The sequence below is a fragment of the Pseudomonas sp. RIT-PI-a genome, from assembly GCF_001187875.1.
GTDB lineage: Bacteria > Pseudomonadota > Gammaproteobacteria > Pseudomonadales > Pseudomonadaceae > Aquipseudomonas > Aquipseudomonas coleopterorum.
Genome location: NZ_LGIR01000014.1, coordinates 181,547 through 199,463 on the forward strand (window position 1 = coordinate 181,547; position 17,917 = coordinate 199,463).

General features: G+C 63.2%; 17 protein-coding genes. 10 read left to right on the forward strand and 7 right to left on the reverse strand.

Going from position 1 to position 17,917, the window contains the following annotated elements; all coding sequences use genetic code 11:
- Positions 1 to 34 precede the first annotated feature (34 nt).
- The gene (gene ung, locus AC788_RS11155; protein ID WP_049860711.1) at positions 35 to 721 is read left to right on the forward strand and encodes a uracil-DNA glycosylase; all 687 of its coding nucleotides are present in this window, start codon (positions 35 to 37) and stop codon (positions 719 to 721) included.
- Here the strand turns inward: ung and AC788_RS11160 are convergent.
- The 4 genes from AC788_RS11160 to AC788_RS11175 all read right to left on the reverse strand — a co-directional run bounded on the left by AC788_RS11160 (position 718) and on the right by AC788_RS11175 (position 4,873).
- Positions 718 to 1,755, reverse strand: coding sequence for an AbrB family transcriptional regulator (locus AC788_RS11160; protein ID WP_049860760.1), 1,038 nt, complete (start codon positions 1,753 to 1,755; stop codon positions 718 to 720). The two genes, ung and AC788_RS11160, sit on opposite strands and share 4 nt — an antisense overlap.
- Positions 1,748 to 3,262 carry a tripartite tricarboxylate transporter permease gene (locus tag AC788_RS11165; RefSeq protein ID WP_049860712.1) on the reverse strand — a complete coding sequence of 505 codons (1,515 nt, stop codon included), beginning with the start codon at positions 3,260 to 3,262 and terminating at the stop codon, positions 1,748 to 1,750. Before AC788_RS11165 ends, AC788_RS11160 begins: the two co-directional genes overlap by 8 nt.
- Before the next feature lies 1 nt (position 3,263).
- The gene (locus AC788_RS11170) at positions 3,264 to 3,722 is read right to left on the reverse strand and encodes a tripartite tricarboxylate transporter TctB family protein (RefSeq protein ID WP_049860761.1); all 459 of its coding nucleotides are present in this window, start codon (positions 3,720 to 3,722) and stop codon (positions 3,264 to 3,266) included.
- Positions 3,723 to 3,889: 167 nt separating this feature from the next.
- Positions 3,890 to 4,873, reverse strand: coding sequence for a Bug family tripartite tricarboxylate transporter substrate binding protein (locus tag AC788_RS11175; RefSeq protein ID WP_049860713.1), 984 nt, complete (start codon positions 4,871 to 4,873; stop codon positions 3,890 to 3,892).
- Positions 4,874 to 5,154: 281 nt separating this feature from the next.
- On the opposite strand from AC788_RS11175, the gene AC788_RS11180 reads away from it, so the two are divergent.
- Positions 5,155 to 5,826: a response regulator gene (locus tag AC788_RS11180; protein WP_049860714.1), complete on the forward strand. Its 672-nt coding sequence runs from the start codon at positions 5,155 to 5,157 to the stop codon at positions 5,824 to 5,826.
- Positions 5,819 to 7,201, forward strand: a complete 1,383-nt coding sequence (locus AC788_RS11185) for a sensor histidine kinase (RefSeq protein WP_049860715.1) — start codon at positions 5,819 to 5,821, stop codon at positions 7,199 to 7,201. The genes AC788_RS11180 and AC788_RS11185 overlap by 8 nt, the downstream gene beginning before the upstream one ends.
- Here AC788_RS11185 and AC788_RS11190 read toward each other — a convergent pair.
- A complete protein-coding gene (locus tag AC788_RS11190; RefSeq protein ID WP_049860717.1) occupies positions 7,198 to 8,010 on the reverse strand; it encodes an HDOD domain-containing protein in 813 nt (270 codons plus the stop codon). The two genes, AC788_RS11185 and AC788_RS11190, sit on opposite strands and share 4 nt — an antisense overlap.
- A 74-nt stretch (positions 8,011 to 8,084) precedes the next feature.
- Positions 8,085 to 9,026 carry a CAF17-like 4Fe-4S cluster assembly/insertion protein YgfZ gene (ygfZ, locus tag AC788_RS11195; RefSeq protein WP_049860718.1) on the reverse strand — a complete coding sequence of 314 codons (942 nt, stop codon included), beginning with the start codon at positions 9,024 to 9,026 and terminating at the stop codon, positions 8,085 to 8,087.
- Positions 9,027 to 9,152: 126 nt separating this feature from the next.
- On the opposite strand from ygfZ, the gene AC788_RS11200 reads away from it, so the two are divergent.
- Both AC788_RS11200 and AC788_RS11205 read left to right on the forward strand, forming a co-directional pair.
- Positions 9,153 to 9,407 carry an FAD assembly factor SdhE gene (locus AC788_RS11200; RefSeq protein WP_043187050.1) on the forward strand — a complete coding sequence of 85 codons (255 nt, stop codon included), beginning with the start codon at positions 9,153 to 9,155 and terminating at the stop codon, positions 9,405 to 9,407.
- A complete protein-coding gene (locus AC788_RS11205; protein WP_049860719.1) occupies positions 9,391 to 9,843 on the forward strand; it encodes a protein YgfX in 453 nt (150 codons plus the stop codon). Before AC788_RS11200 ends, AC788_RS11205 begins: the two co-directional genes overlap by 17 nt.
- Here AC788_RS11205 and nadB read toward each other — a convergent pair.
- Positions 9,812 to 11,428 (reverse strand): L-aspartate oxidase, encoded by a 1,617-nt coding sequence (gene nadB, locus AC788_RS11210; protein WP_049860720.1) that lies wholly within the window; start codon positions 11,426 to 11,428, stop codon positions 9,812 to 9,814. The genes AC788_RS11205 and nadB overlap by 32 nt on opposite strands.
- 566 nt (positions 11,429 to 11,994) lie before the next feature.
- On the opposite strand from nadB, the gene rpoE reads away from it, so the two are divergent.
- The 5 genes from rpoE to lepA all read left to right on the forward strand — a co-directional run bounded on the left by rpoE (position 11,995) and on the right by lepA (position 17,916).
- Positions 11,995 to 12,576 (forward strand): RNA polymerase sigma factor RpoE, encoded by a 582-nt coding sequence (gene rpoE, locus AC788_RS11215; RefSeq protein WP_011535354.1) that lies wholly within the window; start codon positions 11,995 to 11,997, stop codon positions 12,574 to 12,576.
- Positions 12,577 to 12,606: 30 nt separating this feature from the next.
- Positions 12,607 to 13,200 (forward strand): sigma-E factor negative regulatory protein, encoded by a 594-nt coding sequence (locus tag AC788_RS11220; RefSeq protein WP_049860721.1) that lies wholly within the window; start codon positions 12,607 to 12,609, stop codon positions 13,198 to 13,200.
- A gap of 8 nt (positions 13,201 to 13,208) precedes the next feature.
- The gene (locus AC788_RS11225) at positions 13,209 to 14,159 is read left to right on the forward strand and encodes a MucB/RseB C-terminal domain-containing protein (protein WP_049860722.1); all 951 of its coding nucleotides are present in this window, start codon (positions 13,209 to 13,211) and stop codon (positions 14,157 to 14,159) included.
- A gap of 320 nt (positions 14,160 to 14,479) precedes the next feature.
- The gene (locus AC788_RS11230; RefSeq protein WP_236690508.1) at positions 14,480 to 15,865 is read left to right on the forward strand and encodes a DegQ family serine endoprotease; all 1,386 of its coding nucleotides are present in this window, start codon (positions 14,480 to 14,482) and stop codon (positions 15,863 to 15,865) included.
- A gap of 254 nt (positions 15,866 to 16,119) precedes the next feature.
- Entirely contained in the window at positions 16,120 to 17,916 is a 1,797-nt protein-coding gene (lepA, locus tag AC788_RS11235; RefSeq protein ID WP_049860724.1) for a translation elongation factor 4, read from the forward strand.
- Position 17,917: the final 1 nt, after the last annotated feature.

Genomic DNA, 17,917 nt, shown 5'->3' on the forward strand with positions numbered 1-17,917 from the left:
CTGATTTCTGCTGCCTACTGATTTCTGGTGATAAATGAGTACAGACGACCGCATCAAACTCGAGCCTAGCTGGAAAGCTGCACTGCGTGAGGAATTCGACAAGCCCTGCATGGCGCAGTTGCGCGAATTCCTGCGTGAAGAACATGCGCAGGGCAAAGAGATCTATCCGCCCGGGCCGATGATTTTCAACGCGCTGAACACCACGCCGCTGGATCAGGTGAAAGTCGTCATCCTCGGTCAGGATCCCTATCACGGTCCGGGCCAGGCCCATGGCCTGTGCTTTTCGGTGCAGCCGGGCATTCCCACGCCGCCGTCGCTGGTGAACATCTACAAAGAGCTCAAGCGCGACCTGAACATCGACATTCCCAAGCACGGCTATCTGCAAAGCTGGGCGGAGCAGGGTGTCTTGCTGCTCAACACCACCATGACGGTGGAGCGGGCGAATGCCGCCTCCCACGCCAAGAAAGGCTGGCAGCCGTTCACCGACCGCATCATCGAAGTGGTCAGCGAGCATCAGTCCAGCGTGGTCTTCATGCTCTGGGGCGCCCATGCGCAGAGCAAGCAGAAGCTGATCGACAACAGCAAGCACCTGGTCCTGACGTCCGTGCATCCGTCGCCGTTGTCGGCGCACAAGGGCTTCATCGGCAACGGCCATTTCAGCCGCGCCAACAAGTTCCTGGAGCAGAACGGCCTGACCCCCATCGACTGGCGCCTGCCCTAGGACACTGGTCGACGTTTCTGCCACTGGCGAAACAGCGGCTCAGCCAGAAACAGCACGAACAGCAGGCGCATCACCTGCATCGCCGTCACCAGCGGGACCGACAGTTGCAGCACCTCGGCGGTCAGGCTCATCTCGGCGATGCCGCCGGGCATCATGCCCAACGTCAGCGAGCGCAGGTCCAGATGGGTCAGGGCGCTCAAGGCCAGCGCGCAGCCCGCGGCGATGGCCATGGTCAGGGCGGTGCTGACCAGCGTGCGAGCCAGGAACGATGGTGCTCGACGGAAGAACGCTCGGTTGAAGTGGCAGCCCAGGCCGCTGCCGATCAGCCACTGGCCGATCTGGCTGCCGCCGTCGGGCAGGCCGATGTGCAAGTCGAAACTCACGCTCATGGCGGCACTCACCAGCAGGGGGCCGAACAGCCAAGGGTTGGGCTGGTCCAGGCGTTGCCAGATCCAGGCGGCAAGGCCTGCGAGCGGGAAAATCAGCGCCAGCCAGGCCCAGTCGACGGCGCCCTCGTGGCTGATCGGCGTGCCTTCGCCGAGCAGGAACTTGAACAGCGCCGGCACGCACAGCACCACCGCCAGTACCCGCAGGCTTTGCCCGGCCGCGACGCGGCTGAGGTCGGCGCCGTTGCGCGCGCCCAGGTTGACCATCTCGCCGGACCCGCCCGGCATGCTCGAAAAGAAAGCCGTAGGCCGGTCTTCACCGGTGCGCAGCATCAGCCACACGCCTACGGCACTGGACACGCTGGTGATCAGCGCACCAAAAAAAATCGGGCCGAAATGGCCCGCTACCTGTTCCATCACCAACGGGGTGAAGTGCAGGCCAATCCCTATGCCGACGATCCATTGGCCGAGCTTGCGGCCGTTGGGTATTTCCGCCAGTTGCCAGGGTGTCAGGCAGCGCACCAGGATGATCGCCAGCAACGAGCCGATCATCCAAGGCAGTGGCCAACCGATCAGGCTGGCGAGGTAACCGCCAGCCAGACCGACGAAGGGTGTACCCCACCAGCTGTGCAGAAACCGATCAAACATCGGCAGCGGCACGACGCAGGGCGGCACGTTTGCGCCAGATGCGAACCACGGGCAACAGCAGCATCAGAACGGTCAGGACCCAGACACCGGCGGTGATCGGGCTGCCCCAGAGAATCTGCAGCTCACCGTTGGAGATCGACAGCGCACGGCGCAGGTTCTGCTCCATCAGACCACCCAGGATGAACCCGAGCAGGACCGGCGACAGCGGGAAGTCCAGCTTGCGAAGGATGTAGCCGAAGATGCCGATGCCGATCATCAGGAACAGGTCGAAGGTCGTCGCGTGCACGGCATAGACGCCGATCCCGGTGATGATGGCGATCACCGGCACCAGTGCCCAGTTTGGCACGGCGAGGATCTTGGTGAAGATGCGGATCATCGGGATGTTCAGGATCACCAGCATGATGTTGGCGATGAACAGCGAAGCGATCAGGCCCCAGACGATGTCCGGCTGCTGTTGGAACAACAGTGGGCCGGGCGTGATGTTGTACAGCGACAGGGCGCCGATCATCACCGCGGTGGTGCCCGAACCTGGCACGCCCAGGGTCAGCATCGGCACCAGCGCGCCACAGGCGGTGGCGCCGATGGCGGTTTCCGGGGCGGCCAGGCCGCGCTTGTCACCTTGGCCGAACTTGCCGTTGGCACCGGCCAGGCGTTTCTCGGTGGTGTAGGCCACGGCGCTGGCCAGGGTCGCACCGGCACCGGGCAGTACGCCCATGATGAAGCCCAGCACGCCGCAGCGGATGTTCACCCAGAACACCGAAGCGGCCTCCTTGAGGTTGAACATCATGCGCCCGGTGGCGGTGACGGCCACGCTGCCATGGTGAGTCTTTTCCAGCAGCAGGAGGATCTCGCTGATCGAGAACAGGCCCAGCACCAGCACGACGAACTGAATGCCGTCGGCCAGGTGGATGTTGTCGCCGGTGAAGCGGTACACACCGCTGTTGGCGTCGATACCGACACTGGACAGGAACAGGCCGATCAACGCCGCGATGAACGTCTTCAGCGGCCGGTCACCGGCCATGCCGCCCAGGCAGACGATGGCGAACACCATCAGCACGAAATACTCCGCCGGGCCGAAGGCGATGGCCCATTTGGCCAGGATCGGAGCAAACATGACCATGCCGCAGGTGGCGATGAACGCACCGATGAACGAGCTCCAGGCGGACAGCGAGAGCGCCACGCCGGCCAGGCCCTGACGGGCCATCGGGTAGCCGTCCAGGGTGGTCATCACGGTCGAGGCTTCGCCGGGAATGTTGAGCAGGATCGAACTGATGCGGCCGCCGTATTCGCAGCCCAGGTACACCGCCGCCAGCAGGATCAGCGCCGATTCCGGCGGCAGGCCCAGGGCGAAGGCGATCGGGATCAGCAGGGCCACGCCGTTGATCGGCCCCAGGCCCGGCAGCAGGCCGACCACGGTGCCGATCAGGGTGCCCGACAGGGCGGTGACGAGGTTGTAAGGGGTCAGTGCAACGCCGAAGCCCTGACCCAGGTAGCCAAGAGTATCCATGTCAGTTCTCCAGAACGCTGAGCAGACCCAGGGGCAGCGGCACGTCCATGACTTTGTCGAAAAGCACGTACAGGCCGATGCTCATCAAGGTGATGATGATCACGCTGGGCACCGCACGGCCGCCATACAGCAGGGCCATCGGGATGCCGATCAGCACGCTACTGAGAATGAAGCCCAGCGGCTCGAACAGCCCGGCGAACACCAGCAGCAGGCCGATGCACATGGCGATCTTCTTCAAGGTCGGGCGATCCAGCGGCGGCTCTTCCTCGCTGTGCACGATCGGGGTAGGACGAAACACCAGGTAGAGCAGCGCCAGGCTCATCAGGCCGAGCATCAGCAGCGGGTAGGCACGTGGGCCGACCGGCTCATAGGAAAAGGGCGCCTGATACGGCCAGGCCATCAGCGCCAGACCGGCACAGACGAGCAGCAACAGCAGGGCGAAAAGCCGTTGAACGATCATGATCATGGTCATGTTCCTTCGTGAAGAGTGAAGGTGGTGGGGGGCGGGGGAAAGCCATTCGCGGGCAGAGGGCTCGCCGCCCGCCCCGCTCCCACAAGGGTTCAGAATGTGCAGACCTGTGGGAGCGGGTCTCTGCCCGCGAAGAGGCATCACAAGGCCCAGCCCGATTACTGAACCAGCCCGAATTCCTTGGCCAGGGTCTTGTACTCGGCCACCTGTTTCTTCACGTAGGTATCCAGCTCCGGCCCGGTCATGGCGAACGGGAACAGCTCGCGCTGGTCACGCAGCTTGGCGAACTCTTCGGATGCCAGCAGCTTGTCGAACGCCGCTTTCCACCAGTCGTATTCCGCGTCGGTCACTTTCGGCCCGAGGTAGAAGCCGCGCACCACCGGCCAGACAATGTCGTAGCCCTGTTCCTTGGCGGTCGGGATGTCCTTCATTTCCGGCTCGTCCAGACGCTTGTCGGAGAACACCGCGAGCAGCCGCATGTCGCCGCTGAGGATGTGCGGCATGGAGTCGGAGATGTCGGTGCTGCCGACCTGGATGTGGCCGCCGAGCAGGGCCGTGGCGATTTCGCCGCCACCTTCCAGGGCCACGTAGCGCAGGTCGCGCGGGTTGATCCCGGCGGCCTTGGCGATCAGCGCGGTCTGCATCCAGTCCTGGCTGCCGACGGTGCCGCCGGAGCCGATCACCACCTTGCTCGGGTCGGCCTTGAGCGCCTTGACCAGGTCATCCAGGGTCTTGTAAGGCGAGTCGTTCTTGACCGCGATGGCACCATAGCTGGTACCGACCGCCGCCAGCCAGCGCACGGCGCTTTCGTCGAAACGACCGAACTTGCCTTGAGCCAGGTTCAGCAACGAGCCGCTGGACCAGGCCACCAGGGTTCCCGCATCGGCCGGACGCTGGGCCACCACGGCGTTGTAGGCCACGGCACCGACGCCGCCAGGCATGTAGGTCACACGCATGGGCTTGGACAGTAGTTTCTCGTTGACCAGCGCGCTTTGAGCGAGTTTGCAGGTCAAATCGAAGCCACCGCCAGGCGAGGCTGGGGCAATGCATTCAGGACGTTTGGGTTCTTCCTGGGCGAGCAGCGGGGCACTGATGAACAGGCAGCTGACAGCCAGGGCAAGCGGACGCATGGCGCGGATCATGGGTGTTTCTCCATTGTTGTTCTTGTTATCGAAAACGTACGGTGACGTTTGCGTGGCAGGTCTCTGAGTACCCGCCTTGCTGAAACCATATGTTGCGAACCTTTCACCAAGCTTTCAGTGGCTGCCAATCTGCCAAGACTGCTTCACAGCGCGGCGCGGCCCTGTAAACTCGGGCCCATAAAGCGCTTGATGAGTCGTTCGCGCAAGGTTTCGGTGGCAGCCAACATCGTACTGCGGCGACATCATCTCGACCTGAAAAAGATTGGCCGTGAGGAATACCGATGCGTGTCCTGCTTGTAGAAGATCACCTGCAGTTGGCCGAAAGTGTTGCCCAGGCGCTCAAGGCCACCGGCCTGACCGTCGATGTGCTGCACGACGGCGTGGCTGCGGACCTGGCCCTGGCCAGCGAAGAATACGCTGCCGCCATATTGGATGTCGGCCTGCCCAGGCTCGATGGTTTCGAGGTGCTGGCGCGCCTGCGGGCGCGGGGCAAGAACCTGCCGGTCTTGATGCTCACCGCGCGCAGCGACGTCAAGGATCGCGTCCATGGTCTGAACCTGGGCGCCGACGACTACCTGGCCAAGCCTTTCGAGCTCACCGAACTCGAAGCCCGGGTCAAGGCGCTGCTGCGGCGCACCGTGCTTGGAGGAGAGCGGCAGCAGCGCTGCGGTCCGCTGGCCTACGACCTGGACACGCGCCGCTTCACCCTGGGCAAGGAGTTGCTGACCCTCACCTCCCGCGAGCAGGCGGTGCTCGAAGCGCTGATCGCCCGGCCAGGGCGGGTGATGAGCAAGGAGCAGTTGGCGGCCCAGGTGTTCGGCCTGGACGAAGAGGCCAGTGCCGACGCCATCGAGATCTACGTGCACCGCCTGCGCAAGAAACTCGACAAGCAGCCGATCGCCATCGTCACCTTCCGGGGTCTGGGCTATCTGTTGGAAAGCCGCGATGCGTGAGGTCAGCAGCCTGCGTTGGCGGTTGCTGTGGAACCTTGCGATGCTGCTGGTCTTCCTCATGCTGGCCAGCGGCCTGAGTGCCTACTGGAACGGGCGTGAAGCGGCCGACACGGCCTATGACCGGACCCTGCTGGCGTCGGCGCGTACCATCGCCGCCGGGCTGTCCCAGCGCGATGGCACACTCAGCGCGGACGTGCCCTACGTGGCGCTGGATACCTTCGCCTACGACAGCGCCGGACGTATCTATTACCAGGTCAACGACATCGACAACAAACTGATCTCCGGCTACGAAAACCTGCCGGCGCCGCCCAAGGGCACGCCACGCACGGACGATTATCCGGCCCTGGCCACCTTCTACAGCGGTCGCTACCTGGGCCAGGACGTGCGCGTGGTCAGCCTGCTCAAGGCCGTCAGCGAGCCAAACATGATCGGCATGGCGGAAATTCGCGTGGCCGAGACCGAAGAGGCGCGTGTCTCCATGGCTCGCAGCCTGATGGCCGACACCCTGTTGCGTCTGGGCATGCTGGGCATCGGCGCGTTGCTGCTGGTGTGGATCACGGTCAGCGCAGCGTTGCGGCCATTGGAGCGCCTGCGCGACGAAGTCGAGGACCGTCAGCCCGATGACCTGCGGCCCTTGCCATTGGTGGAAGTGCAGCGCGAGCTGTGGCCGCTGGTGCAGGCGCTCAACCATTTCACCGAACGCCTGCGCGTTCAGTTCGAGCGGCAAGCGCAGTTCATCGCCGATGCCGCCCATGAGTTGCGCACGCCGCTGGCCGCGCTCAAGGCACGCGTCGAGCTAGGCTTGCGTGCCGAGCAGCCGGAGGTCTGGCGGACCACGTTGCAGGAAGCGGTGCAGGGCACCGACAAGCTGACCCACCTGGCCAACCAGTTGCTGTCCCTGGCCAGGGTCGAGAACGGCGCCCGGGCCATTGCCGAAGGCGGCGCCCAGCGTCTGGACCTGAGCCAGCTGGCGCGCGAACTGGGCATGGCCATGGCGCCTTTGGCCCATGGCCGGGGGGTAGCCTTGGCACTGGAGGCCGACCAGCCGATCTGGCTGCGCGGCGAGCCGACGTTGCTCAACGAATTGCTCAGCAACCTGGTGGACAACGCCCTGGCCCATACCCCGGCTGGCGGCAACGTCATCCTGCGTGTGCTGGCCCCCGGCATCCTCGAAGTGGAGGACGACGGGCCGGGTATTCCGGCAGATGAACGCGATCGCGTGTTCGAGCGTTTCTATCGGCGCAACCCGCACAGCGCCGGTACCGGGCTGGGCCTGGCGATCGTCGGCGAGATCTGTCGCGCCCACATGGCGCGGATCAGCCTGCACGATGGCGCCCGAGGCGGTTTGAAAGTGCGTGTCGACTTTCCGCTCTAGCTGAGCAGCGTCTGTGCGTGCATCAAGTCACTGGCCAGCAGCACCGGGCTCTGCTTGATCTCCAGGCGTTGATACGCCGGGTGTTCGACCAGGGTCGGTAGGCCGGTGTTGTGCGGCAGGCGCAGCAGGGTGGCGATCATCACCAGGTCGCCGTAATCGGTTTCGGTGTTGTCCCGGTTCAGATCGAGAAACTGGCCGGGGACCTTCGCCAGCATCGCCGGGAAATCCCATTTGCGCAGGATACGGTCGCCAATCCGAGGGTGAATGTGCTCGATCACATGGCTGAGGCAAACCGGGTCAGAGAGCAGTTCGTTGCGCTCCTGAGCGTAGGTCAGAATCGGCAGTACGCCGATCTGGTGCACCAGGCCGGCCAGGGCGGCGCGGTCGGGCTTGAGCGAAGTGAAACGCCGCGCCAGTTCGGTGCACATGCCCGCAACCTCCAGGCTGGTTCGCCAGGCCTCACGCATGCGGCTCTGCACGGCAGGGGCGCGGGCATGGAAAATCTGCTCGATCACCAGACCGATGGCCAGGTTGCTGCTGTAGTTGACACCCAGGCGATTGATCGCCGTGCGCACGTCGGTCACTTCGAAGCTGGCCCGCAGCAGCGGGCTGTTGACCACCTTAAGCAGACGCGCCGAGAGCGCCGCGTCCTGACCGATGACCTGGCTGAGGCGATTGACGCTGACGTTGTCGTCCTCCGCCGCTTCGCGGATTTTGATGGCCACTTCCGGCATGGTCGGCAAAACCAGGTCGTCTCGCTCGATGGCGGCCAGCAAGTCGCGTTGTACTGTATCGGCCAGCTGGTTCATTCGGCGCCTCGGCATCGCGGTGGTAGAGTGCGCAGGCCCTTTGCAGGGCGCTGCTAGCGCTGGGCAGGACGCTGCTAGCGCTGGATTTCTCGGTCTCGATCAAGTGTATAGGGCAGGGTGAGAAGTTCCAGCGCCGGACCTTCCAGGCTACCCAGGTGGATGCGACCATCTTCGACGGCGTTGTCCTGAAGGACCGCCAGGGCCTCGTAGCCATCGCTCGTCGGTGCGGCCAGGGCGATCTCGCCGATGGCGCTGCCGTGCACCGGCGAGAACAACCCGGTACCTGGCTCCGGTCGTGTCGAGCCGGCCAGTCGAACGTGGTAAAGGCGGCGCTTGAGCTTGCCCAGGTACTGCATGCGCGCGACGATTTCCTGGCCGGTGTAGCAACCCTTCTTGAAGCTCACGCCGCCCACGGCCTGCAGGTTGAGCATCTGCGGGATGAACAGCTCGCGGGTCGGTTCCACTACTTGACCGATACCGGCGCGGATCTGCCCCAGCAGCCACTCGTCGAGCGAGCCCTGAGCCAATTGTTCACCCAGCCGCGCGGCCAGATTTTCCGCTTGCTCGGCAGGCGCCCACAGCTCGGCTCGGGCGGGGGATACCCGTACCGCGATCAGCGCGCCATGGCGCACCACCGCGTCGGTTTCCAGGGGCAGTTGCAGGCCCAGAGCAGTCAGCGCGCCATCGCCATGCTGTACGCCGAAACGCACCCAGGCATCACTTTCGTCTGTCAATTTGGACTTGGAGAACACGGCGTACTTTTTCAGGTCGGCCAACTGCGCTTCGACCAGGCCGCGGGCCATGGCCAGCACGCAGCCATCGCCTTGCAACAGGATGCGGAAGCTGGACTGCATGCGGCCTTTCTGGGTGCAGCGTGCACCGAGGCTGGCAGTGTGCTCGTCCAGGTAGTTGAGATTGCAGGTCAGCTGGCCCTGCAGAAACTTGCTGGCGTCCGAGCCGCGAACGGCCAGGACGCCCTCGTGGGCCAGGGTGCAGAACATAGCGGTATCGGACATGGGTTATCGCTGAGTTGAAAAGAATGGACATCATCATAGAGCCCCGCACCGGGGGAATGCTATCCCTGCCGCCCTGACACCCCATCGGCGCCTCTGTATACTGCGCGCCTATTCAAGGAGCCCCCCATGGTCGAAAACGTTGAACTCAACCGGCTTTACTGGCACAGCCGCCGCGGCATGCTGGAGCTGGACGTGTTGCTGGTGCCTTTCGTCAAGGAAGTCTATCCCCACTTGAATCAGGTGGATCGCGACCTCTATGTGCGCCTGCTCGAATGTGAAGATCAGGACATGTTCGGCTGGTTCATGGAGCGCAACGAGTCGCAGGACCCCGAGCTGCAGCGCATGGTCCGGATGATCCTGGACCGTGTCCAGCCCAAGTAACCGCTTCGAATGCCACTGGCAGCCTTCACGACGGCTGCTGGCGCTCTACGCACTGGCGCAGGCCGCCGCCTGGCTGGCGAACGGCTTGATGGAGGCGCCGGTGCTCGTGCACCTTGCGGCCGGGGTGCTGTGCATTGCGCATGGGCTTTATGTGCTGCCGCGAGAGGTGTTACTCGCCCATCCCCAGGCCGTCACCGGTTTGCGTCGCGATCGCAGTGGCTGGTCGGTGTGGACCGAGGCCGATGGCTGGCAGGCGGTGCAACTGCGTCCGGACAGCATGGCGCTGCCGCAGGTGGTCATTCTGCGCTTTCGCCTGGCCGGCCAGCGTCGCGTGCGCAGCGCCTGTGTGCTGCCCGACGGCCTGGACGCAGACACCCACCGGCGCATGCGCCTGCGCCTCAAATTCAGCCGACGAAGGTGGGCGGCTGCAGGATAGTGTCCTGCGCCTGCGGCAGCAGGTCCGGATAGTCCAGCGTGTAATGCAGGCCGCGGCTTTCCTTGCGCTGCATGGCCGACGTGATCATCAGCTCGGCCACCTGTGCCAGATTGCGCAGTTCGATCAGGTCGCGGCTGACCTTGTAGTTGCTGTAGAACTCGTCGATCTCGTCGAGCAGCAGGCGCACTCGATGCTGGGCGCGCTGCAAGCGTTTGGTGGTGCGCACGATGCCCACGTAGTCCCACATGAAGCGACGCAACTCGTCCCAGTTGTGCGCGATGATCACGTCTTCGTCCGAATCGGTCACCTGGCTCGCGTCCCACTGCGGCAACGGCCCGGGCGCTTGGGTCTGGTCCAGTTGCGCGACGATGTGCTCGGCAGCCGAACGCGCATAGACGATGCACTCGAGCAACGAGTTGCTGGCCATGCGATTGGCGCCGTGCAGGCCAGTGGAGCTGGTCTCGCCAATGGCGTACAGGCGGGGGACGTCGGTGCAGCCATGCTCATCGACCAGCACGCCGCCGCAGGTGTAGTGCGCTGCGGGCACCACGGGAATGCGCTGGCAGGTGATATCGATGCCGAATGCCAGGCAACGCTGGTGCACCGTCGGGAAGTGACTGCGCACGAAGTCCGCCGGCTTGTGGCTGATGTCCAGGTACACGCATTCGGCGCCCGTGCGTTTCATCTCGTGGTCAATGGCACGTGCGACGATATCGCGTGGTGCCAGCTCTGCGCGCGAATCGAACCGCGGCATGAAGCGTTCGCCATTGGCCAGCGTGAGCAGGGCGCCTTCACCGCGCAGCGCCTCGGTGATCAGGAAACTCTTGGCCTGGGGGTGGTACAGGCAGGTGGGGTGGAACTGGTTGAATTCCAGATTGGCCACGCGACAGCCTGCGCGCCAGGCCATGGCAATGCCATCGCCGCAGGCGCCGTCGGGGTTGCTGGTATAGAGGTAGACCTTGGCAGCGCCGCCGGTGGCCAAGACGGTGAAGCGCGCCCCATGGGTGTCCACTTCACCGCTGCGGTGATCCAGCACATAGGCGCCCAGGCAGCGATCCTCCGTGCGGCCCAGGCGCCGTTCGGTGATCAGGTCGACCGCGGCGCACTGTTCCAGCAACTCGATGTTCGGACGCAGACGCGCCTGGGCCAGCAAGGTGTCGAACAGAGCCGCGCCGGTGGCATCGGCCGCATGGATGATGCGGCGCTGGCTATGGCCTCCTTCACGCGTGAGGTGAAAGGGGAAGCCGGTATGTTCCGGATCCGAATCATCCTCGCGGGTGAACGGCACGCCCATCTCGACCAGCCACTCAATCGCTGCGCGACTGTGCTGCACCGTGAAGCGCACCGCTTCTTCATTGCACAGGCCGGCACCGGCATCGAGGGTGTCCTGCACGTGAGCTTCCACGCTGTCGGAGTCTGCAAGCACGGCGGCGACCCCGCCTTGGGCCCACGGTGTGGAGCCGTCGCCGAGCCCGCCCTTGCTGATGACCGCGATGCGCAGCGTGGCGGGCAACGCCAGCGCAAGGCTCAAGCCCGCGGCTCCGCTACCGATTACAAGAACATCGTTTTGCCGTTGCTTACCCATTCGAAGGTCATCCGCATGCCGAAAGTAATGTCGCGTGAGTCGCCATCCACCGCGCCGTTCGCGCCCGTTGTGCACATCCCGCTGGTATATCCAAGGGGGTAGCGGCACAATAGCGGCACCTTCGACACACGAGGGAATCGTTTCCCACCGGTATGGCGCGGCATTTATAGCAGCCACATCAAGGCTTGCGCTATGGCGGCAGGCACTTTGGGCAGGTAGTCGGTGCTGAAGCACTTCAGTGCCAGGAATTCATGGCCTTTGTGTGTAGGGCTTCACCTTCGTATTTGTGGGAACTTTCCTAGAACCCCTGCAATCAATAGAAGGTTGCCCGTAAGAAGGAAACAACGCCGAACAACGAGCGCACTGGCTAGGTCTGGGTGCTGTCATCGGTGAAAAGATTATCGGCGCAGCTCGGCACGTTCGAGCTGCGCTTTCCGTGCAGGCTTGATCCGGGCCTGCGGGAAACTTGCCTGGAGGGGAGAACTTTTGCGAATAGCCCGAGTCTATGGTTGCAAGCCTGAACGATGGCCTGAGCAGCGCTCCTTCCGGACCCATGAGGAGTGTTCATGCTAACCCAGGAAGAGGATCAGCAGCTGGTCGAGCGTGTACAACGCGGTGATCGGCGAGCTTTCGATCTGTTGGTGCTGAAATACCAGCACAAGATTCTCGGGTTGATCGTGCGATTCGTGCACGACACCCATGAAGCCCAGGACGTGGCGCAGGAGGCTTTCATCAAGGCCTACCGCGCATTGGGCAACTTTCGCGGAGACAGCGCGTTCTATACGTGGCTGTACCGTATCGCCATCAACACGGCGAAAAACTATCTGGTGTCCCGCGGACGCAGGCCACCGGACAGCGACGTAAGTTCTGAAGATGCGGAGTTCTATGACGGCGATCATGGCCTCAAGGACCTCGAGTCTCCAGAACGTTCATTGCTGCGCGATGAGATCGAAGGCACCGTCCATCGAACCATCCAGCAGCTGCCTGAAGACCTGCGCACGGCACTGACGCTGCGCGAGTTCGATGGTCTGAGTTACGAAGACATTGCCAGTGTCATGCAGTGTCCGGTGGGGACCGTGCGGTCGCGGATTTTCCGTGCCCGGGAAGCCATCGACAAAGCCCTGCAGCCGTTGTTGCAGGAATCCTGAGACAGCGGCGATAGCCAAGAGAGGAACGCCATGAGTCGTGAAGCCCTGCAGGAATCGCTGTCCGCAGTGATGGATAACGAAGCGGACGAATTGGAACTGCGTCGGGTACTGACCGCGTTGGACGATGTCGAGGTCCGTGCCACCTGGGCACGTTACCAGCTCGTTCGTGCCGTCATGCACAAGGATCTTCTGGATCCGCGTCTGGATCTGTCGGCTGCGGTGTCGGTAGCCATTGCCGAAGACATCGCCCCAGCCCCGGCTGCTCGCGGTCCGTGGCGTAGCCTCGGTCGTCTGGCCGTTGCGGCATCGGTGACCGTTGCCGTGCTGGCCGGTGTTCGCCTGTACAACCAGGACGACATCACCGGCTCCGAGCTCGCTCAGCAGCAGCCAGCCCAGCAAGCCCCGTCGACCCCGATGGTGCAAGGTCCAGCCGTGCTGGCCGGTTACACACCGGACAGCTCCGATGCGCCAGGCCCGATGGCCAGCGGTGTGCTCAAAGGCGAAGAAGGTCTGAACGACCAGCGTCTGCCAGGTTACCTGCGTCAGCATTCGCAAGAAGCCGCTGCCAAAGGTTCTGACAGTGCCCTGCCATCCGCCCGCTCCGCGAGCATGGAAAACCGTTAATCCCGATCATGCGTGCGGCCCTGTTTCTGCCAATTCTACTTGGCCTGGCCGCACCGGCCATTGCCGCACCCGATGCGGCTCAATGGCTGGACGCAATGGCGCAAGCCGAGCGTACGCAGGATTTTCAGGGGACCTTCGTCTACGAACGCGACGGTGACTTTTCTACCTACCAGATATGGCACCGCGCCGGTAACGGCGCGGTGCACGACCGTGTGCTCAAGCTCGACGGCGTCGCCTCCGAGCGGGTGCAGACCGACGGTCGGCTGACCTGCATGACGGGCAGCCCGGTGTCCGGGGGTGGCAAGGTGTCCAGCAGCGCTGCCGCAACCCTCGATCCGCTCAAGCTGATGTCGTGGTACCAATTGCGTGTGGCCGGTGCTTCGAGAGTCGCCGGGCGCGACGCTGTGGTCGTGACCATGGTGCCGCGTGATCGTGATCGCTACGCCTTCGAAATGCACCTGGATGCGCACACGGGATTGTTGCTCAAGTCCCTGTTGATCGATGCCAAGGGGCGCCTGCTCGAACGTCTGCAGTACACCCAGCTTCAGCCAGGAGCGCCTGCGCCTGCCGACTTGAAGGCGACGCCAAATTGTAAGCCTGTGTTGCATGCGAGCAGCGGTTCAGCCCCCGGCAATGCCCTCGCATGGCAGGCCAATTGGGTACCTGCCGGCTTCGAATTGGCGCAGACCGCTCAGCGCAAATCTTCGGCCAGCAATGCTGATGTGACCAGCCTGCTGTACGCCGATGGCCTTGCGCATTTCTCTGTGTTTCTCGAACCGCTCAATGGCGCCTCTGCGCGTGATACCCGTGTGCAGCTGGGTCCCACGGCAGCCGTGTCGCGTCGCCTGAAGTCTTCGGATGGCGAAATGATGATCACCGTGGTGGGTGAAATTCCCTTGGGTACAGCAGAGCGAATTGCCCTGTCCATACAGCGCCAGGATGTTCATGTTCTACGCTGAAGGGGGCGTGCGTCATGGCGTGTTCATGGCCCTTGCTAGCGCTTCATGCCTGGATAATCGCCGCGAGTTAACGTGAAACCTGTTTCATGCGGGTTGCAAACCGCCGGATTTTTTCTTATAGGTCAGTGCTTCGGGGGCGAGCCTTTTCAGTCGTCACAGGTTCGCTGCCGTGCGCCGCAGTCAAGCATGGATTCCGCTCTGCGCTGAATTTGCCTTCAGCGGCTGCACAACCCTATTGCTCAACCACGCTCGTTACGAACGGGAGCCGTATGTCGATACCACGTTTCAAACCCTTTCTTTCACTGTTCGCGGCAGTGCTGATGCTGGGCCAGATCGCCAGCGTCCAGGCTGAAGCGCTGCCTGATTTCACGACACTGGTCGAGCAGGCGTCGCCCGCGGTGGTGAACATCAGTACCACGCAGAAACTGCCGGACCGCGGTGTGGCTGCCAGCCAGATGCCGGACCTGGAAGGTCTGCCGCCGATGTTCCGCGAGTTCTTCGAGCGCAACATGCCCCGCGGCGGACCACGGTCTCCGCAGCGCGGCGATCGGCAGCGCGAAGCGCAGTCGCTGGGCTCGGGGTTCATCGTTTCGGCTGACGGCTATGTGCTGACCAACAATCACGTGATCGCCGATGCCGACGAAATCATCGTGCGTCTGTCCGACCGCAGCGAGCTCAAGGCCAAACTGGTCGGCACCGATCCACGGACCGACGTGGCGTTGCTGAAAATCGATGGCAAGAACCTGCCCACAGTGAAGCTGGGTGATTCCGCCAAGCTTAAAGTGGGCGAATGGGTGCTGGCCATCGGCTCGCCGTTCGGCTTCGACCATTCGGTGACCAAGGGTATCGTCAGCGCCAAGGGTCGTACCTTGCCCAACGACGCCTACGTGCCGTTCATCCAGACCGACGTGGCCATCAACCCAGGCAACTCGGGCGGCCCGCTGTTCAACATGAACGGTGAAGTGGTGGGCATCAACTCGCAGATCTTCACCCGCTCCGGTGGCTTCATGGGCCTGTCCTTCGCCATTCCGATCGACGTGGCCCTGGATGTGTCGGATCAGCTCAAGAAAGACGGCAAGGTCAGCCGCGGCTGGTTGGGTGTGGTCATCCAGGAGGTCAACAAGGACCTGGCCGAGTCGTTCGGTCTGGACAAGCCGGCCGGCGCGCTGGTGGCGCAGGTGCTCGAAGACGGCCCGGCCGCCAAGGGTGGCTTGCAGGTGGGTGACGTGATCCTGAGCATGAACGGCCAGCCGATCGACATGTCGGCCGACCTGCCGCATCTCGTGGGCGGTCTCAAGGCCGGTGCGAAGGCGAGCCTGGAAGTGATCCGCGAAGGCAAGCGCCGCACCATCGACGTCACCGTCGGCGCGATGCCCGATGACGATCAGGACCTGGATGCCGGTGCCAAGGCCCAGACCGAGCGCAGCAGCAACCGCCTCGGCGTGTCGGTCGCGGAGCTGACTGCCGAGCAGAAGAAGTCGCTGGAGCTCAAGGGCGGCGTGGTCATCAAGGAAGTGCAGGACGGTCCGGCGGCACTGATCGGCCTGCAGCCTGGTGATGTCATCACCCACCTGAACAACCAGGCCATCGAGTCGTCGAAGCAGTTCGCCGACATCGCCAAGGGCCTGCCGAAGAACCGTTCGGTGTCCATGCGCGTGCTGCGTCAGGGGCGGGCGAGCTTCATTACCTTCAAGCTGGCCGAATAAGCTTGGGGTAGGTGAACGAAAGGCGACCTTCGGGTCGCCTTTTTTGTAATCGGTGGTGTGGCCTTCGCGGGCAGAGACCCGCTCCCACACGGAACCGAGTGATCGCATGAACTGTGGGAGCGGGACTCTGCCCGCGAAGACGTCGGCACTGCCACCCGTAACCCACCGGCTCCCACACCCGAACGTTATTCAGGTACAATTCCCGGCTATTTTTCGTTGGGCGTCCGGCCCGCAGCCTTTTTGAGTGTTGACCCGTGAGTGATTTGAGTCATATCCGCAATTTCTCCATCATCGCCCACATCGATCACGGCAAGTCGACCCTCGCCGATCGGTTCATCCAGATGTGCGGCGGCCTGGCCGACCGCGAAATGGAGGCCCAGGTCCTGGACTCCATGGACCTGGAGCGTGAGCGCGGGATCACCATCAAGGCGCACAGCGTCACCCTGCACTACAAGGCGCAGGACGGCAAAACCTACCAGCTGAACTTCATCGACACCCCGGGCCACGTCGACTTCACCTATGAAGTCAGCCGCTCGCTGGCGGCTTGCGAAGGCGCGCTGCTGGTGGTCGATGCCGGGCAGGGCGTCGAAGCCCAGTCCGTGGCCAACTGCTACACGGCCATCGAGCAGGGCCTGGAAGTGATGCCGGTGCTGAACAAGATGGACTTGCCCCAGGCCGATCCGGACAAGGTCAAGGACGAGATCGAGAAGATCATCGGCATCGACGCCACCGACGCCGTGGCGTGCAGCGCCAAGAGCGGCATGGGCGTGATCGACGTGCTCGAACGCCTGGTGCATACCATCCCGGCCCCTACCGGCGACATCGATGCGCCACTGCAGGCGCTGATCATCGACTCCTGGTTCGACAACTACCTGGGCGTCGTCTCGCTGGTGCGCGTGCGCCATGGCCGGGTGAAGAAGGGCGACAAGATTCTGGTCAAGTCCACCGGCAAGGTGCACCTGGTCGACAGCGTCGGCGTCTTCACCCCCAAGCACACGGCCACCGCTGACCTCAAGGCCGGCGAAGTGGGCTTCATCATCGGCAGCATCAAGGACATTCACGGCGCGCCGGTCGGCGACACCCTGACCTTGAGCAGCACCCCTGACGTGCCTGTGCTGCCCGGTTTCAAACGCATTCAGCCACAGGTCTACGCCGGCCTGTTCCCGGTCAGCTCGGAAGACTTCGAAGATTTCCGCGATGCCCTGCAGAAACTGACCCTCAACGATTCGTCGCTGCAGTACCTGCCCGAAAGCTCCGACGCCCTGGGCTTCGGCTTCCGCTGCGGGTTCCTGGGCATGCTGCACATGGAAATCATCCAGGAGCGCCTGGAGCGCGAGTACGACCTGGACCTGATCACCACGGCCCCGAGCGTGATCTTCGAAGTGGTCATGAAGACCGGCGAAACCATTTATGTCGACAACCCGTCGAAGCTTCCGGATGTTTCATCCGTCGAGGACTTCCGCGAGCCGATCGTATCGGCGACTATTCTTGTGCCTCAAGAGCACCTGGGCAACGTCATTACCCTGTGCATCGAGAAGCGCGGCGTGCAGCGCGACATGCAGTTCCTCGGCAGCCAGGTTCAGGTTCGCTACGACCTGCCGATGAACGAAGTGGTGCTGGACTTCTTCGACCGCCTGAAATCCACCAGCCGTGGCTATGCTTCGCTGGACTACCATTTCGAGCGTTACCAGTCGGCCAACCTGGTCAAGCTGGACGTGCTGATCAACGGCGACAAGGTCGATGCCCTGGCGCTGATCGTGCACCGCGACAACGCGGCCTACAAGGGTCGTGCTTTGACCGAGAAGATGAAGGAGCTGATCCCTCGGCAGATGTTCGATGTGGCAATCCAGGCCGCCATTGGCGGACAGATTATCGCCCGGACCACTGTCAAGGCGCTCAGAAAGAACGTACTGGCCAAGTGTTACGGCGGCGACGTGAGCCGTAAGCGCAAACTGTTGGAGAAACAGAAGGCCGGTAAGAAACGCATGAAGCAGGTCGGCAACGTGGAAATTCCACAGGAAGCCTTCCTTGCTGTGCTCAGGTTGGAATAAT

Bases quoted from the DNA above. Each gene is read 5' to 3' on its own strand.
- ung (WP_049860711.1), top strand. From the start codon at position 35: ATGAGTACAGACGACCGCATCAAACTCGAGCCTAGCTGGAAAGCTGCA.
- AC788_RS11160 (WP_049860760.1), bottom strand. From the start codon at position 1,755: ATGTTTGATCGGTTTCTGCACAGCTGGTGGGGTACACCCTTCGTCGGT.
- AC788_RS11165 (WP_049860712.1), bottom strand. From the start codon at position 3,262: ATGGATACTCTTGGCTACCTGGGTCAGGGCTTCGGCGTTGCACTGACC.
- AC788_RS11170 (WP_049860761.1), bottom strand. From the start codon at position 3,722: ATGATCGTTCAACGGCTTTTCGCCCTGCTGTTGCTGCTCGTCTGTGCC.
- AC788_RS11175 (WP_049860713.1), bottom strand. From the start codon at position 4,873: ATGATCCGCGCCATGCGTCCGCTTGCCCTGGCTGTCAGCTGCCTGTTC.
- AC788_RS11180 (WP_049860714.1), top strand. From the start codon at position 5,155: ATGCGTGTCCTGCTTGTAGAAGATCACCTGCAGTTGGCCGAAAGTGTT.
- AC788_RS11185 (WP_049860715.1), top strand. From the start codon at position 5,819: ATGCGTGAGGTCAGCAGCCTGCGTTGGCGGTTGCTGTGGAACCTTGCG.
- AC788_RS11190 (WP_049860717.1), bottom strand. From the start codon at position 8,010: ATGAACCAGCTGGCCGATACAGTACAACGCGACTTGCTGGCCGCCATC.
- ygfZ (WP_049860718.1), bottom strand. From the start codon at position 9,026: ATGTCCGATACCGCTATGTTCTGCACCCTGGCCCACGAGGGCGTCCTG.
- AC788_RS11200 (WP_043187050.1), top strand. From the start codon at position 9,153: ATGGTCGAAAACGTTGAACTCAACCGGCTTTACTGGCACAGCCGCCGC.
- nadB (WP_049860720.1), bottom strand. From the start codon at position 11,428: ATGGGTAAGCAACGGCAAAACGATGTTCTTGTAATCGGTAGCGGAGCC.
- rpoE (WP_011535354.1), top strand. From the start codon at position 11,995: ATGCTAACCCAGGAAGAGGATCAGCAGCTGGTCGAGCGTGTACAACGC.
- AC788_RS11220 (WP_049860721.1), top strand. From the start codon at position 12,607: ATGAGTCGTGAAGCCCTGCAGGAATCGCTGTCCGCAGTGATGGATAAC.
- AC788_RS11225 (WP_049860722.1), top strand. From the start codon at position 13,209: ATGCGTGCGGCCCTGTTTCTGCCAATTCTACTTGGCCTGGCCGCACCG.
- AC788_RS11230 (WP_236690508.1), top strand. From the start codon at position 14,480: ATGCTGGGCCAGATCGCCAGCGTCCAGGCTGAAGCGCTGCCTGATTTC.